Annotated in this window: 16 protein-coding genes; 11 read left to right on the top strand and 5 right to left on the bottom strand. The window is 75.7% G+C overall.

The annotated features are described in order from the left end of the window. Window positions 1–6: 6 nt before the first annotated feature. Window positions 7–2,343, bottom strand: a complete 2,337-nt coding sequence (lon, locus tag ABZV78_RS24345) for an endopeptidase La (protein ID WP_355642056.1) — start codon at window positions 2,341–2,343, stop codon at window positions 7–9. Between the two features lie 235 nt (window positions 2,344–2,578). Here lon and ABZV78_RS24350 point away from each other — a divergent pair, with 235 nt between their 5' ends. Further along, the gene (locus ABZV78_RS24350; protein ID WP_355642058.1) at window positions 2,579–2,926 is read left to right on the top strand and encodes an Lsr2 family protein; all 348 of its coding nucleotides are present in this window, start codon (window positions 2,579–2,581) and stop codon (window positions 2,924–2,926) included. A gap of 171 nt (window positions 2,927–3,097) precedes the next feature. Then, the gene (locus ABZV78_RS24355; RefSeq protein ID WP_355642060.1) at window positions 3,098–3,952 is read left to right on the top strand and encodes a hypothetical protein; all 855 of its coding nucleotides are present in this window, start codon (window positions 3,098–3,100) and stop codon (window positions 3,950–3,952) included. A gap of 96 nt (window positions 3,953–4,048) precedes the next feature. Here ABZV78_RS24355 and ABZV78_RS24360 read toward each other — a convergent pair whose 3' ends face one another. Both ABZV78_RS24360 and ABZV78_RS24365 read right to left on the bottom strand, forming a co-directional pair. Next, window positions 4,049–5,377, bottom strand: coding sequence for a hypothetical protein (locus tag ABZV78_RS24360; RefSeq protein WP_355642062.1), 1,329 nt, complete (start codon window positions 5,375–5,377; stop codon window positions 4,049–4,051). A gap of 265 nt (window positions 5,378–5,642) precedes the next feature. Beyond that, entirely contained in the window at window positions 5,643–6,509 is an 867-nt protein-coding gene (locus ABZV78_RS24365; RefSeq protein WP_355642064.1) for a hypothetical protein, read from the bottom strand. 122 nt (window positions 6,510–6,631) lie between these two features. Between ABZV78_RS24365 and ABZV78_RS24370 the strand changes: the two genes are divergently transcribed. The 6 genes from ABZV78_RS24370 (at window position 6,632) to ABZV78_RS24395 (ending at window position 9,823) form a co-directional block, all read left to right on the top strand. Further along, entirely contained in the window at window positions 6,632–7,225 is a 594-nt protein-coding gene (locus ABZV78_RS24370; RefSeq protein WP_355642066.1) for a GNAT family N-acetyltransferase, read from the top strand. An 86-nt stretch (window positions 7,226–7,311) separates the two neighbouring features. After that, a complete protein-coding gene (locus ABZV78_RS24375) occupies window positions 7,312–7,500 on the top strand; it encodes a hypothetical protein (RefSeq protein WP_355642068.1) in 189 nt (62 codons plus the stop codon). A 12-nt stretch (window positions 7,501–7,512) separates the two neighbouring features. Continuing rightward, window positions 7,513–7,896, top strand: a complete 384-nt coding sequence (locus ABZV78_RS24380; protein ID WP_355642070.1) for an Asp23/Gls24 family envelope stress response protein — start codon at window positions 7,513–7,515, stop codon at window positions 7,894–7,896. Between the two features lie 61 nt (window positions 7,897–7,957). Continuing rightward, a complete protein-coding gene (locus ABZV78_RS24385) occupies window positions 7,958–8,476 on the top strand; it encodes a DUF6286 domain-containing protein (protein WP_355642072.1) in 519 nt (172 codons plus the stop codon). Continuing rightward, the gene (locus ABZV78_RS24390) at window positions 8,473–9,024 is read left to right on the top strand and encodes a hypothetical protein (protein WP_355642074.1); all 552 of its coding nucleotides are present in this window, start codon (window positions 8,473–8,475) and stop codon (window positions 9,022–9,024) included. Before ABZV78_RS24385 ends, ABZV78_RS24390 begins: the two co-directional genes overlap by 4 nt. An 82-nt stretch (window positions 9,025–9,106) precedes the next feature. Then, entirely contained in the window at window positions 9,107–9,823 is a 717-nt protein-coding gene (locus ABZV78_RS24395; protein WP_355642075.1) for a helical backbone metal receptor, read from the top strand. Window positions 9,824–9,836: 13 nt separating this feature from the next. On the opposite strand, the gene ABZV78_RS24400 is transcribed toward ABZV78_RS24395, so the two are convergent. Beyond that, a complete protein-coding gene (locus ABZV78_RS24400) occupies window positions 9,837–10,535 on the bottom strand; it encodes a CBS domain-containing protein (protein WP_355642077.1) in 699 nt (232 codons plus the stop codon). A 217-nt stretch (window positions 10,536–10,752) separates the two neighbouring features. Between ABZV78_RS24400 and ABZV78_RS24405 the strand changes: the two genes are divergently transcribed. Further along, window positions 10,753–11,328 (top strand): DoxX family membrane protein, encoded by a 576-nt coding sequence (locus ABZV78_RS24405; protein ID WP_355642079.1) that lies wholly within the window; start codon window positions 10,753–10,755, stop codon window positions 11,326–11,328. A 176-nt stretch (window positions 11,329–11,504) separates the two neighbouring features. Beyond that, a complete protein-coding gene (locus ABZV78_RS24410) occupies window positions 11,505–11,873 on the top strand; it encodes an FKBP-type peptidyl-prolyl cis-trans isomerase (RefSeq protein ID WP_107079232.1) in 369 nt (122 codons plus the stop codon). Window positions 11,874–11,933: 60 nt separating this feature from the next. On the opposite strand, the gene ABZV78_RS24415 is transcribed toward ABZV78_RS24410, so the two are convergent. Further along, on the bottom strand, window positions 11,934–12,287 hold the full coding sequence (locus ABZV78_RS24415; RefSeq protein WP_355642081.1) for an STAS domain-containing protein: 354 nt from the start codon (window positions 12,285–12,287) through the stop codon (window positions 11,934–11,936). A 185-nt stretch (window positions 12,288–12,472) separates the two neighbouring features. Between ABZV78_RS24415 and ABZV78_RS24420 the strand changes: the two genes are divergently transcribed. After that, window positions 12,473–13,492 carry an SMP-30/gluconolactonase/LRE family protein gene (locus ABZV78_RS24420; RefSeq protein WP_355642083.1) on the top strand — a complete coding sequence of 340 codons (1,020 nt, stop codon included), beginning with the start codon at window positions 12,473–12,475 and terminating at the stop codon, window positions 13,490–13,492. Window positions 13,493–13,507: the final 15 nt, after the last annotated feature.

Consider the following 13,507-nt stretch of genomic DNA (forward strand, 5'->3'; position numbering starts at 1 on the left):
CGACGGTCAGGCCGCGGCGAGCGGCTGGCCGCCCAGGGTGTCCACGTCGACCTCGGCCGGGCGCAGCGCCAGGGCGAGCACGTCGGCGACGTCGGCGAGGGTGTGGATGGTCAGCGCCTCACGGACCTCGGTCGGCAGGTCGTCCAGGTCCGGCTCGTTGCGCTTCGGGATGATCACCTCGGTCAGGCCGGCCCGGTGGGCGGCGAGCAGCTTCTGCTTCACGCCGCCGATGGGCAGCACCCGGCCGGAGAGGGTCACCTCGCCGGTCATCCCGAACTCCGGGCGGACGGGCCGGCCGGTCACCAGCGACGCCAGCGCGGTGACCATGGTGATCCCGGCGCTGGGGCCGTCCTTGGGCACCGCACCCGCCGGGAAGTGCACGTGGATCCGCCGCCCGGCGAGGGCGTTCGGGTCGATGCCGAGGCGTCGCCCGTTGGAGCGCAGGTAGGACAGCGCGATGTGCGCCGACTCCTTCATCACGTCGCCGAGCTGACCGGTGAGGGTCAGCCCCGGCTCGCCCTCCATGCCGGTGGCCTCGATGAAGAGCACGTCCCCGCCCGCGCCGGTGACCGCCAGGCCGGTGGCCACGCCGGGCACCGCCGTCCGCTCGGCCGACTCCGGGGTGAACTTGGGCCGGCCCAGGTAGCGGGCGAGGTTGTCGGTGTCGACGCGGACCGGCGCCGGGTCGGAGGCCAGCGCCACGGTGACCTTGCGCAGGATCTTCGCCAGGGCCCGTTCGAGCTGCCGGACGCCGGCCTCCCGGGTGTACTCCCCCGCGATCAGGGCCAGCGCGCCGTCGGCGACGGTGACCTCCTCGGCGGTCAGCCCGGCCCGCTCCCGCTGCCGGGGCAGCAGGTGGTCCCGGGCGATGGCCACCTTCTCGTCCTCGGTGTAGCCGTCCAGGGTGACCAGCTCCATCCGGTCCAGCAGCGGGCCGGGGATGGTCTCCACCACGTTGGCGGTGGCCAGGAAGAGCACGTCGGACAGGTCGAGGTCGACCTCCAGGTAGTGGTCCCGGAAGGTGTGGTTCTGCGCCGGGTCGAGCACCTCCAGCAGGGCCGCGGCCGGGTCGCCGGAGTAGCCGACGGCCAGCTTGTCGACCTCGTCGAGGAGCACCACCGGGTTCATCGAGCCGGCCTCGCGCAGCGCGCGGACGATCCGGCCGGGCAGCGCGCCGACGTAGGTGCGCCGGTGACCGCGGATCTCCGCCTCGTCGCGGACGCCGCCGAGGGAGACCCGGACGAAGTTGCGGCCGAGCGCCCGCGCGACGGACTCGCCGAGGCTGGTCTTGCCGACGCCGGGCGGGCCGGCCAGGGCGAGCACCGCGCCGGAGCCGCGGCCGCCGACCACGCCGAGGTTGCGCTCGGCGCGCCGGTTGCGCACCGCCAGGTATTCCAGGATGCGGTCCTTCACGTCGGCCAGGCCGGCGTGGTCGGCGTCGAGCACCGCCCGCGCCGCGGCCAGGTCGGTGTTGTCCTCGGTACGCGTGTTCCACGGCATCTCGAGGACGGTGTCCAGCCAGGTCCGGATCCAGCCCGCCTCCGGGGAGGCGTCGCTGGCCCGCTCCAGCTTGCCGACCTCGCGCAGGGCCGCCTCGCGGACCTTCTCGGGCAGGTCGGCGGACTCGACGCGGGAGCGGTAGTCGGCGGAGCCGTCCGGCTCGTCCTCGCCGAGTTCCTTGCGGATTGCGGCGAGCTGCTGGCGGAGCAGGAACTCGCGCTGGGACTTCTCCAGCCCCTCGCGGACGTCGCTGTTGATCCGCTCGGTGACCTCCTGCTCGGCCAGGTGGTCCTTCACCCAGCCGACCAGCAGCTCCAGTCGGGCGGTGACATCCGGGGCGGCGAGCAGCTCGGTCTTCTGCGCCAGCGTCAGCCAGGGCGCGTAGCCGGCCGCGTCGGCCAGCTCGGAGAGGTCGGTCATCCGCTCCATGGCGTCGATGACCTGCCAGGCGCCACGCTCCTGGAGGACCGAGGTCATCAGCGCGCGGTACTCGCGGGCGAGATCCCGGGCCCGGCCGGCCGGGGCGGGTTCGTCGAGGACGGTGGCCTCGACCCAGAGGGCGGCGCCCGGCCCGGGCACGCCGGAGCCGATCCGGGCTCGGGCGAGGCCGCGGACCACGGCGGCCGGCTCGCCGCTGGGCAGCCGACCCACCTTCTCGATGGTGGCGATCACGCCGACCGAGCCGTACTCGCCGTCGAGGCGGGGCACGGCGAGCAGCTTCTTGTCGCCCGTGGCGCGGGCCGCGTCGACCGCGGCCTGCGTGGTCGGGTCGAGGGTCACCGGGATGACCATGCCGGGCAGCAGGACGGCGTCGGTGAGGGGAAGTACCGGAAGAGTTGCCATCGAACACCTGCTATCACGTTGGGTTGAGCGTGACAGGCTCAAGTAACAAACCGTCTCCCTTGTTCCGGCTTGTGACTCACGCCACTACCCCGCGCCCGACCGGACGCGTCGCCCCATTTGACGCCTCAGAAATATCCCGACCCGCCGAATGGGGAAGGGCGGGTATTGTTGCGAAATTGCCACGAGATACGTCAAACTCTTAGCCACACCCCGCCCGACACAGGGAGTAATGGCGATGGCAAGGAAAGTAATCACCGTTCTGACCGACGACCTCGACGGCGGAAAGGCCGATCGGACCGTCGAGTTCAGCCTGGACGGCGTGGCGTACACGATCGACGTCTCCGACGAGAACGCCGGCGTTCTGCGCAAGGCGCTGGACCCGTACATCAGCGCTGGCAGGCGAATCGGTCGCGGCCCGGTGGAGGCCGGGCGCGCGGTGCGCGGCGCGACCCGCCCCAGCACCTCGGGAATGGACCGCGAGCAGAACCGCGCCATCCGGGAATGGGCCGCCAAGAACGGCTACGAGATTTCCGAGCGGGGCCGCATCCCCGTCTCGGTGGTGGAGGCGTACAAGAACCGCTGAGCCCTCCCGGTTCACCGTCGGGCACCCCGGGGTCACGCAGAGAAATCGGCGTGGCCCCGGTCGGCTTTTGCCGGCCTTGACAGTTTTCAGCCGGGCGGGGAATCCCGGCAGCGAACTTCACCCCGTCGCCCCTCCCGGAACCCGGCGATCCCAGACCCCCAGGAGCCTCGGGTGCGCGTCAGCATGACGACCAGCGCCGGCACGGCCGGCCGACCGAACGAGGACTTCGTCGGCGCCGTTCCCGGCGCGGTCGTGCTGCTGGACGGCGCCGGCATCCCGGGAACCGAGTCGATCTGCCGCCACGGTGTCGCCTGGTACACGCACCGCCTCGGCGGGGCGCTGCTCGGCCGGCTGTCGCGGGGCGACGGGCGGGACCTCACGGCGATCCTCGCCGACACGATCGGCGAGGTCGCCGCCGAACACCGCGGCACCTGCGACCTCGGGAACCCCGGCAGCCCGCAGGCGACGGTGCTGATCGTCCGGGCCGACGGGGACCGCCTGGACCATCTCCTGCTCGCGGACTCCTTCCTCGTCCTCGACCAGGTCCGCGGTGGCCCGGAGGTCGTCACCGACGGGCGCGAGGCCACCGCCAGGCGCGTCTGCTCGGCACCTCTGGAGGGCGTTCCGCCGGGAACCGCGGAGTACGACCGCGTCCGGGCCTCCTGCGTCGAGGCGCTGCGCGCCCGCCGGAACCAGCCGGGCGGCTACTGGATCGCCAAGGACGACCCGCGCGCGGCGGAGGAGGCGGTGACCGGCAGCCGGCCGCTGCACGACCTGCACGGCGTCGCGCTGCTCAGCAACGGCGCCAGCCGCATCGTCAGCCCGTACGGCCTGACCGGCTGGCCGGGCGTGCTGGACCTGCTGGCCGCCGACGGGCCGGCCGGCGTCGTCCGCCTCGTCCGGCAGGCCGAGGACCGCGCCGCCGGCGGCCCCGAGGCCCGGGTTCCCGACGACGCCACGGTCGCGCACTGCACCCAGCTGCCGCACCCAGCCGCCCCCGAGGGCGCCGACTCCTGTCGATCATGAGGTTAGCGGTGCGGTTCGCCCGATTCGTCACGGCCAACCTCATGATCGACGCGGAGCCGCCCGGGGCTAGTCCCGGGCGGCTCCGGCCGTCGGTGCTCAGTTGACCCGGATCCGCACCACGTCGAAGGCGGGGGTCTGGTTGGCCCGCTCCATCATCGGGATGCGGTGCGAGCCGTCGCCGGCCCAGACCGCGCACTGCGCCAGCCCCGACTCCGGCAGGCCCGGGATCTGGATCTGCACGTCGTCCGGCTGCTCGCTGCCCCGGCCGTCCTCGGTGGCGACGAAGAACGCCGGCACGTCCTGCGGGTTCGGCGGCTGCCGGGTGCTGTCGAGCATCCGGCACGCGGTGTGGAAGTGGCCGCGCACCAGGCCCTGGTCGTTGAGGAGCGAGCTCTCCAGGTAGTAACCGCCCTGACCGGCGGCGAGGAAGCGGTCGCGCACCAGGTTCCGGGTGGTGACCCGCAGGGTGAACGCCTGGTTGCGCTGTACCCGGTTCGGGAACTGCGTGATTAGCAGCGAGGGATTGTTCGCGGCGGCGCCGACCTCACCGAATGCGGTGCTCACGCAGCGGTTGCCGTTCTGGAAACCGTCGTGAGCCTGGAGCTGGCTGTTGGTGCAGTCCTTGGCGAGCACGTTCAGGCCGTTGTTGCCGCCGTTGTTCCCGCCGTTCTGGCCACCGTTGTTGTTTCCGCCGGTCTGCCCGCCGGTGTTTCCCCCGGTCTGCCCGCCGGTGTTTCCGCCGGTCTGCCCGCCGTTGTTGTTCCCGCCGGTCTGACCGCCGGTCTGACCGCCGTTCTGGCCGCCGTTCTGTGCGTTGTCGGCGAGGGCGCACTGCGCCAACTGGTCCAGGCCCTCGGGGCGCTGGGCGACCCGGCCGATGGCCGTGGCGATCCGGTTCAAGGTCGCCGTCCGCTTCTCCGCGAGCGGCCGCAGGACGGCGTTGTTGACGAAGTCGCCGCCGTTGCGGGCGCCGTCCGCCGCGAGCCGCCGGTTGGCCTCGGCGATCTGGCTGTCCAGCAGGGCGAGGTTGCGGTCCACCTCGGCGCGCGCCTGCTCGGGCACCTGCGGCAGCTTGCTCCGCACGTCCGGGCAGGCCACGGTCGGGGTCCCGGCGCCCGCGCCGCCCCCCTTGGTCTGCTGGCACTCGGCGGACGACATCTGCCCGTCACCCCAGTGGTTGCGCACCCAGCGGCCGTTCTGCCAGGTCCGGGTGGTGCTGCCCCGGCCGTCCGGCGCGGTGGCCCCGGGGCTCGGGGCCACGCAGGACGCCGAGGCGGTACGGACGGTGGTCCGCCGGTCCTGGGCGGACGAGATCTGGGTGACGGCGACGATGCCGCCGAAGACCGCGAGGGTGCCGACCACGGCCAGCAGACGCTTGCTCCGCGCGTTACCGGATGACCGGCGCGCCCGTGTGGACCTGCGCATCGAATTGCTCTCCTTCTCGATCCGGTAGCTGACTGGTGACCCCGGCGGACCGATGGAATTCGGGGTGAGGATCACTGCGACGTTCCGGCCGCACGTCGATGACCGACGATGCCCTTTCCGCACCGTCCCCGCGCCGTCCGGCGCGGCGGGGAAGATCTGCGTCCATTCCCGCTTAGGTACGGAGTGAGGGCGGCGAAGGTTCAACCGGAGATCGGGAGAATTCGCGGAGACATCCGTCGGGCCGGTCCGGCTCCGGAAACGCCGGTCAGTCGGCGCAGAGGTGGTCGAAGGCGAAGCCGCCGTCGAACTCGTCGCGCCGGGCGGCCAGTCGCCGGATCTGCCCGCGCAACTCGTCCCGGTCCATCAGGGACGGCGCGGCGGTGTCCAGGTCGCGCAGCCGTTCCCCGACCGCCACGGCGGCCAGGTCCTCGGCGAGCCGGCCCGCGTCCACCCCGCAGGAGAAGCGCTGCGCGGCCAGGTGCACCCGCTCGACCAGGCACCGGCCGGGCCGCACCTCGACCCAGCTCCAGCCCTCGGCCGGGCCGTCCGTCCAGCGCACGTGCAGCCCGCGGACGATCGGGTCGGCGAGCCGACGCTCCACGTACGCCTCGACGGCGGCGGCCCGGGTCAGCGCCCCGAGGTCGTTGACCGGCCCGCGCCGGCCGTCCGGGAGCCGGCCGACGATGTCCCGGAACCCGACGGCGTCGCCGGTCTCCGGGTCGGTGCCGGCGGCGTAGCCGCGCGCGTCGATGACGTACTCGACGAGGCGGCGGGCGTGCTCGTCGCCGCGCAACGTGGGCGACTCGACCCGCAGCAGCGGCAGGCCGACCGCGGCGCACACCGCGCTGGTCATCCGCTCGGCCCGGCGGGCGGGCGACCCCGCGGGGGCGGGCGGGGCGAACTGCACGGCGAACAGCGGCAGGCCGGTGTCGGCGGCGCAGACCACCTGGTCGAGGCCCTCCCGGCCGGCGGTGCTCCACTGGTGCCCGGTGACACCCGGCGGCCGGCCCTGCACCAGCTCGCCGAGCCGCCGGGCCGGGTAACCCGCCTGGCCGGCGCGGGTGAGCTGCGGCGCGACCCCGGGCGGGAGAGGACGCAGCCAGAGGGTGGCCACGCTGCCGCTGCTCGTCATCTCGCCAGATCCATCCGTCGCTCGGTCGACCCCCGAGTCTAGGGCGTCGATCATGGCGGCCGCGTCGGCGGTGCGGGGGAATCCGGTTGCCCGGACCGCCCGCACCGGATGGAATCGGCCCCGTGGCGATCTTCCTGACCACCGGACGGCTGGTGCTGCGCGAGTTCACCCCCGACGACGCCCCGCTCCTGACCGAGCTGGACGGCGACCCGGCGGTGATGCGCTACCTGACCGGCGGGCGGCCCACCCCGGCCGGCGAGGTACGCGACCGGGTGCTGCCCAGCATGCTGGCCGCGTACCGCCGGCCGCCCGGGCTGGGCTGGTGGGCGGCGGAGCGGCGGGCCGACGGCGCCTTCCTCGGCTGGTTCGAGTTCCGCCCGCTGCGCGACGGCGACCCCCGCGAGGTGGAGCTGGGCTACCGGCTGCGCCAAGCCGCCTGGGGCGCCGGGTACGCCACCGAGGGCGCGCGGGCGCTGGTCGACCACGGCTTCACCGCGCTCGGCGTCGAGCGGGTGGTGGCGACCACCATGGCGGTCAACGCCGGGTCCCGCCGGGTGATGGAGAAGGCCGGGCTGGCGTACGCGCGGACGTTCCACCAGGACTGGCCGGAGGCGATCCCCGGCTCGGAACACGGCGAGGTGGAGTACGCGCTGACCCGCGCCGAGTGGGCCGCTCGCCGGCGGGCCGCCGATCCGCCATCCGCCGAAGCCGGCTGACCCGGCGGGGACCAGGAGGACTGGCCGGCTCGGAAACGGGTACGCCCCGCCGGTCCGGTCGGTCGCGGCGGAAGCGGAGGTGGGACATGACGCGCGGGCAGTTCGGCTTCCTCGCCGGGTTCCTGGTGGTCGCGGTCTGGGCGCTGGGCGGCGCCGGGGCGGCGGTGGCCGCCACCGTGGCCGGCCTGGTCGGCTGGCTGCTGGCGCGGCTGCGCGACGGGGAGGTCACCGTGCCCGGACTCGCCGACCGGGTCACCGCCGGCCGGCGCCGCTGAGGCGGGACCGCGATGACCGGCACCCTGCCCCGGCGCGCCACCGCCCCGCCCGCGCCGGCACCCTGGTCGGAGGAGCGGACCGCGATGCTCGCCGAGGAGGCGGCGCGGCGTACCCCGGCGGTCACCGATCCGGTGGCCACGGCCCGCGTCGACGGCGCCGCCGTCCGGGTCGACCTGGACCTCGTGGTCGACCACGGCGCGCCGCTGACCGCGGTGGCCGAGGCGGTCCGCCGCCGGGTGGCCGCCCGGATCGAGGCGCACACCGGGCTGACCGTCGAGTCGGTCACCGTCACCGTGGTGGACCTGCGCCTGCCCGGCGCGGCACCGACCGGCCCGGAGGACACCGGCGGGCACCCGGCCGCGGCCCCCTCGGCGGACGAGCGGGAGGCGACGTGAGCGCGACCGGCGGACGGGCGGGAGGCGACGTGAGCGCCAGCGGCGGCGACCGGAGCGTGCCGTGCGCACGGTGAACCGGTTCGCCACCCTGCTGCTCGCCGTGGCCCTGCTGGGCGGCGGGGTGCTGGTGGCCGTCGCGGGGCTGCTCGCCGCGCTGGGCCGCCCCGGCCCACTGCCGGCCGGGTGGTCGGCCGCCCTGACCACCATCCGCTGGCGGGACGCCCCGGTGCGGGCGGTCGCCGCCGCCGTCACCCTGCTCGGCCTGCTGCTCCTCGCCGCCGAGTTGCGCCGCTGGCGGCCGACCCGGCTGCGCCTGGCCGACGGCGACGGCTGGCACCTGCACCGCCGCTCGGTGGAGCGGCGGCTGGCCCGGGCGGTGCGGTCCGTGCCGAGCGTCCGCCGGGCCCGGGTCCGCGTCCGCCGGCGCGGGAACGCCTGGCGCCCCCGGGTGACCGCCACCGGCGACCCGGCGGCCCGGGCCGACGTCGAGTTCGCGCTGCGCCGGGAGTTGGACCGGCTGACCGCGCCCCGCCGCGACCCGATCGAGGTCCGGCTCGTGCCCGCCCGGCGGGCCCCGTGAGCAACGCGGCCCACCGGCTGCTCTGGACGGTGCTCGCCCTGCTGCTGGTCGCGGCGGGCGGCGCCGCGTCGGCGGTCGGGGCGGGCCGGCTGCCCGGTGGCGGCGCGCCGCTGCTCGGGGCCGGGCCGGTGAGCTGGTGGCGGGCCGGCGCGCCGTGGAGCGCCCTCGCGGTGGCCGTGGGCGGGCTGCTGCTCGCCCTGCTCGGACAGCGGCTGCTCGCCGCCGGGCTGCGGGTGTCGGGCCGGCTGGGCGGCACGCTGGCGCACCCCGGCGACGGCGCCGGCCGGACCCGGGTGGCGAGCGGGGTGCTGACCGGCACGCTGGAACGGGACCTGCTGCGGGCGCCCGGGGTCCGCCGGGCCCGGGTGGTGCTGACCGGCCCGGTCACCGGGCCGGACGTGTGGGTGGAGGTGGGCCTGGCCCGGTCCGTCCGGGTCGGTGCGGCCCGGGCGCACGTCGACGCGGCGGTACGCCGGTTCGCGGCCACGCTCGGCTGCCGCCCCGCCCACCTGGACGTGACGGTGCTGGTGGACGAAGCGGCCGCCTGACCCCGGCCGGCCCTGCCGGTCCCGGCCCCCGCCCGACGACGGTCGATGCGCGACGATGGGCCGGGCGAGGGAGGGAGCGGTCGTGCGGGTGGTGTCGCTGGTGCCGTCGTTGACCGAGGCGGTGGCGCTGACCCGCCCCGAGGTGCTGGTGGGCGCCACCGACTGGTGCAGCCACCCGGCCGGGCTGGACGTCGCCCGGGTGGGCGGGAGCAAGTATCCCGACCTGGACCGGGTCCGCGCGCTCCGGCCCGACCTGGTGCTGCTCAACGAGGAGGAGAACCGCCTCGCCGACGCGGAGGCCCTGCGGGCGGCCGGCGTGCCGGTGCGGGTCACCTTTCCCCGTACCGTGCCGGAGGCGCTGGCCCAGCTCGGCGAGCTGGTCGCCGCGCTCGGCGTGCCCGGCGAGCCGGGCTGGCTGCGCGCCGCCCGCCGGGCCTGGGCCTCCCTGCCCGCGCCGGCGACGCCGCGCACGGCGGTGGTGCCGGTGTGGCGGCGCCCCTGGGTGGTGCTCGGCCGGGACACCTTCGCCGGTGACGTGCTGCGCCGGCTCGGCGTCGCCAACCGGTACGCCGACCACCCGGAGCGCTACCCCCGGCCCGGCCTCGACGAGCTGCGCGCCCGGGAGCCGGAGCTGGTGGTGCTGCCGGACGAGCCGTACCGGTTCACCGCCGAGGACGGGCCGGAGGCGTTCCCCGGCGTGCCGGCCGCGCTGGTCTCCGGCCGGCACCTCACCTGGTACGGGCCCTCGCTCGTCGAGGCGCCCGCGCTGCTGGCCGCCCAGCTCGCCGCGGCCGCCTGAGCCCGCCGCCCGGTCAGGCGACCGGGGTGGCGTGCACCGGGTCCAGCTCGCGGAGCGTGGTGTCGTCCACGTCGTACCCGATCGCGTTGCGCACCGCGACCACGCCGCCGACCTGGCCCGCGAGCCGGCCGGCCAGCTCGACGGCGCTGCGCCGGTCGAGCCGTCCGTCCAGGGTGACCTCACCGGCACGGACCTGGACGGTGACCAGCCCGTCCCGGACGGCGAGCACCCGGCGCAGCACCTCCCGCACCACCTCCTCGCGGATCTCCGCGTCCGTGCGCAGGTGCACCCGGAGCAGGTCGCCACGGGTCACGACGCCGACCAGCCGGCCCAGGTCGTCCAGCACCGGCAGCCGCTTGACCGCCTCGCGGTCCATGAGCCGGGCCGCCGCGGGCAGCGTCGCCCGGGCGTGCGTGGTCACCGCCGGCGCGGTCATCAGGTCCCGCGCCACCAGCGCGCCCGCCTTCTCCCGGGCGGTACGCCGACGCCGCCCCTCGAACACCCGCCGCTCGTCCGGGTGCCCGGCCCACTCCACCTTGTGCAGCAGGTCCGCCTCGGACACCACCCCGAGCACCCGGCGGAACGAGTCCACCACCGGCGCGCCGCTGACGCCCCGCCGGACCAGCACGTCGACGATCCCGCGGTACGGGGTCTCCTCCGCCACCGTCGCGACGTCCCTGGTCATCACGTCGCCCACCTGCCATGTCCGCATCACGGCCCCCTCTCCCGGTGCTTCCACAGGCGACGGTAGGCGGGCGCCGGCACCCCTGGTCAGAGGCGGCCGGCAGGCCGCGGCGGGCCGACCGGACCGGGCCGGGAGGGGACCAAGGTCCCGGTGCGGAGGGCACCGGTCGGCCCTGCTCCGCGGCGCCCGGCGGGAGTGGAATGAAGGTGCCACCGGAAAGCGCGGTGCGAGGACACGAAGGGACGTGGAGACCATGACCGCGACGATCGAGCGGATCACCGCCAACACCATCGCTCCGGCGGCCGAGACCACCCGGGACGCCGGGACCACCCGACGGAAGGCCACCCGCTACGTCTTCGCCGGACTGCGGATCGCCCTGGGCTGGACGTTCCTCTGGGCCTTCCTCGACAAGCTGTTCGGCCTCGGGCACGAGACCGCGGCGAAGAACGCCTGGCTCAACGGCGGCAGCCCGACCAAGGGCTTCCTGACCTTCGGCGCGGCCGGCCCGTTCAAGGGGCTCTACCAGGGGATCGCCGGCGCGGCATGGGCGGACTGGCTGTTCATGCTCGGCCTGCTCGGCATCGGCGTCGCCCTGCTGCTCGGCATCGGCACCCGGGTCGCCGCCGTCGCCGGCGGGCTCCTGCTGGTGATGATGTGGACGGCCGTGCTGCCCCCCGAGAACAACCCGTTCATGGACGACCACCTCATCTACGCGGGCCTGCTGGCCGGCCTGGCCCTGGTGAACGCCGGTGACACCCTCGGCCTCGGCCGGGCCTGGGCGAAGCTCCCCGTCGTCCAGCGGCTCCCCTGGCTGAAGTGAGGTCACCGCGGGCCGTACCCACCGGGCGGGCGTCACCGAGAGGCGGCGCCCGCCACTCTTCGTGCCGCCCACCGGTCCCCGCCGCCACGCCGCGCCGGGGACCAATGCGTATCGGCCGGCCGCGATCCGGCAGGATCGACGGGGACCGCACCTGTCAGCACCGAGGAGACCCACTCATGGAGAAGCCCGAGGTTGGCCCGATCGAGGGCGCGCCGCCCGCCGATCTCGTCATCGAGGACATCACGGTCGGCGACGGCCCGGAGGCCCGCCCCGGCCAGCTGGCCAACGTGCACTACGTGGGCGTGGCCCACTCGACCGGCCGCGAGTTCGACGCGTCGTGGAACCGCGGTGACACGTTCGAGTTCCCGCTCGGCGGCGGCCAGGTCATCGCCGGCTGGGACCAGGGCGTGGTCGGCATGAAGGTCGGCGGCCGGCGCCGGCTGACCATCCCGCCGCACCTGGGCTACGGCGCCCGGGGCGCCGGTGGCGTGATCAAGCCGAACGAGACGCTGGTCTTCGTGGTGGACCTGGTCGGCGTCCGCTGACCCGCAGGCCGTTGGCAGGGCCGTCGGCGACACGCAGGCGGCCCTGCGGCGTCCGGCCGGTCAGGCCGCGGCGCAGGTGACCAGCTCCCGGGCCGACTCGCGGACCGGCAGCACCCGGTGCAGGCCGGTGGCGCGCAGCACCCGGGCGACCACCGGGTCGGGGTCGACCAGCACCAGCTCGCCGCCCCGGGCCCGCACCCGCAGGTGGGCGGCGACCAGCGCGCGCACCCCGGCGGCGGAGAGCAGCCGCACCCCGGACAGGTCCAGCCGCAGCACCGGCCGCGCCGGCGCCGCCCAGAGCGCGGCGCGGAACGACGCCACGGTGGCGATGTCGATCTCGCCGACCGGCCGCAGGTCCACCTCGTGGTCGCTCACGCTCATCGCCACGTGGAACCGGTCGCCGCTGTCTCCCATGTCCCCGAACCTATCCCCCACCACCGACAGTTCCGGCCGTCCGCGGCGGGGGTTCCGGGTAGGTCCCGGGTGGCGACCCTGAGCAGCCTCGGGGTCATCCCGCAGGGCGCCGCGCGGGCCGGATCCGCGGCGGGACACGCCGGCGGGGACTCCCGGCCGGGGCATCGGCGGGGAAGAATGGCCGGATGGTCGTCCCCCGCCCGCGCGTGCCCCTGCTGATCCGGCCGGTCCGTGAGCCGGCAACCGTGCCACCGCCGCTGGACGGGCCGTGGGCCCCCACCGACGTCCGGCTGGACCGGGCCGACCTGCTGCCGCTGCCCGAGGGCGCGCACGGTCCGGAGGACGTGCTGGTCGACCCGGACGGCCGGGTGGTCAGCGGCGACGAGGACGGCCGGCTCTGGTGGTGGCCCGTGGACGCCCCGGCCGGCACCCGCCCCACGCTGCTCGCCGAGACCGGTGGCCGGCCGCTCGGCATCGAGCTGGACCCGGTCGACGGCGGGCTGGTGGTCTGCGACGCCTACCGGGGGCTGCTGCGGGTCACGCCGGACGGGGCGGTGCACGAGCTGACCGGCACGGGGCCGCCGGTGCACCTGGCGGACAACGCCGCGGTGGCCCGGGACGGCACGATCTACTTCACCGACTCGTCGGACCGGTTCCCGCTCTCGCACTGGAAGCGGGACCTGCTGGAGCACCGGCCCAACGGCCGGGTGCTGGCGTACGACCGGCGGACCGGGCGCACCGAGGTGGTGGCGAGCGGGCTCTACTTCCCCAACGGGGTGGCGCTCACCCCGGACGAGTCCGCGCTGATGCTGGTCGAGACGGCCACCCACCGGCTGCTCCGGGTGGACCTGCCCGACGGCCGGGCCACCGTGCTGGCCGACCTGCCGGCCTACCCCGACAACGTCTCGGCGGTCGGCGACGGCACCTACTGGATCGCGCTCCCCAGCCCCCGACTGCCGATCATGGAGAGGCTGCTGCCCCATCCCCGGGTGCGCCAGCTCGTCGCCCTGCTACCGGGGGCGGTGCAGCCGCAGCCCCGCCGCTACGGGCTGGTCGCGCTGGTGGACGGAACGGGGCGGGTGCTGCGCACGCTGCACGGCCCGAGCGGGGCGTACCCGATGGTCACCGGCGTGCGGCAGCACGGGCGGCGCCTCTGGCTGGGCAGCCTGACCGCGACGGGCGTGGCCCGGGTCGACCTGGACTGAGCCGGGCCGGCCCGC

It is taken from the genome of Micromonospora sp. NPDC004540 (assembly GCF_040610095.1).
Taxonomy (GTDB): Bacteria; Actinomycetota; Actinomycetes; order Mycobacteriales; family Micromonosporaceae; genus Micromonospora.

Bases quoted from the DNA above. Each gene is read 5' to 3' on its own strand.
- lon (WP_355642056.1), bottom strand. From the start codon at position 2,343: ATGGCAACTCTTCCGGTACTTCCCCTCACCGACGCCGTCCTGCTGCCC.
- ABZV78_RS24350 (WP_355642058.1), top strand. From the start codon at position 2,579: ATGGCAAGGAAAGTAATCACCGTTCTGACCGACGACCTCGACGGCGGA.
- ABZV78_RS24360 (WP_355642062.1), bottom strand. From the start codon at position 5,377: ATGCGCAGGTCCACACGGGCGCGCCGGTCATCCGGTAACGCGCGGAGC.
- ABZV78_RS24365 (WP_355642064.1), bottom strand. From the start codon at position 6,509: ATGACGAGCAGCGGCAGCGTGGCCACCCTCTGGCTGCGTCCTCTCCCG.
- ABZV78_RS24375 (WP_355642068.1), top strand. From the start codon at position 7,312: ATGACGCGCGGGCAGTTCGGCTTCCTCGCCGGGTTCCTGGTGGTCGCG.
- ABZV78_RS24380 (WP_355642070.1), top strand. From the start codon at position 7,513: ATGACCGGCACCCTGCCCCGGCGCGCCACCGCCCCGCCCGCGCCGGCA.
- ABZV78_RS24400 (WP_355642077.1), bottom strand. From the start codon at position 10,535: ATGCGGACATGGCAGGTGGGCGACGTGATGACCAGGGACGTCGCGACG.
- ABZV78_RS24410 (WP_107079232.1), top strand. From the start codon at position 11,505: ATGGAGAAGCCCGAGGTTGGCCCGATCGAGGGCGCGCCGCCCGCCGAT.
- ABZV78_RS24415 (WP_355642081.1), bottom strand. From the start codon at position 12,287: ATGGGAGACAGCGGCGACCGGTTCCACGTGGCGATGAGCGTGAGCGAC.
- ABZV78_RS24420 (WP_355642083.1), top strand. From the start codon at position 12,473: ATGGTCGTCCCCCGCCCGCGCGTGCCCCTGCTGATCCGGCCGGTCCGT.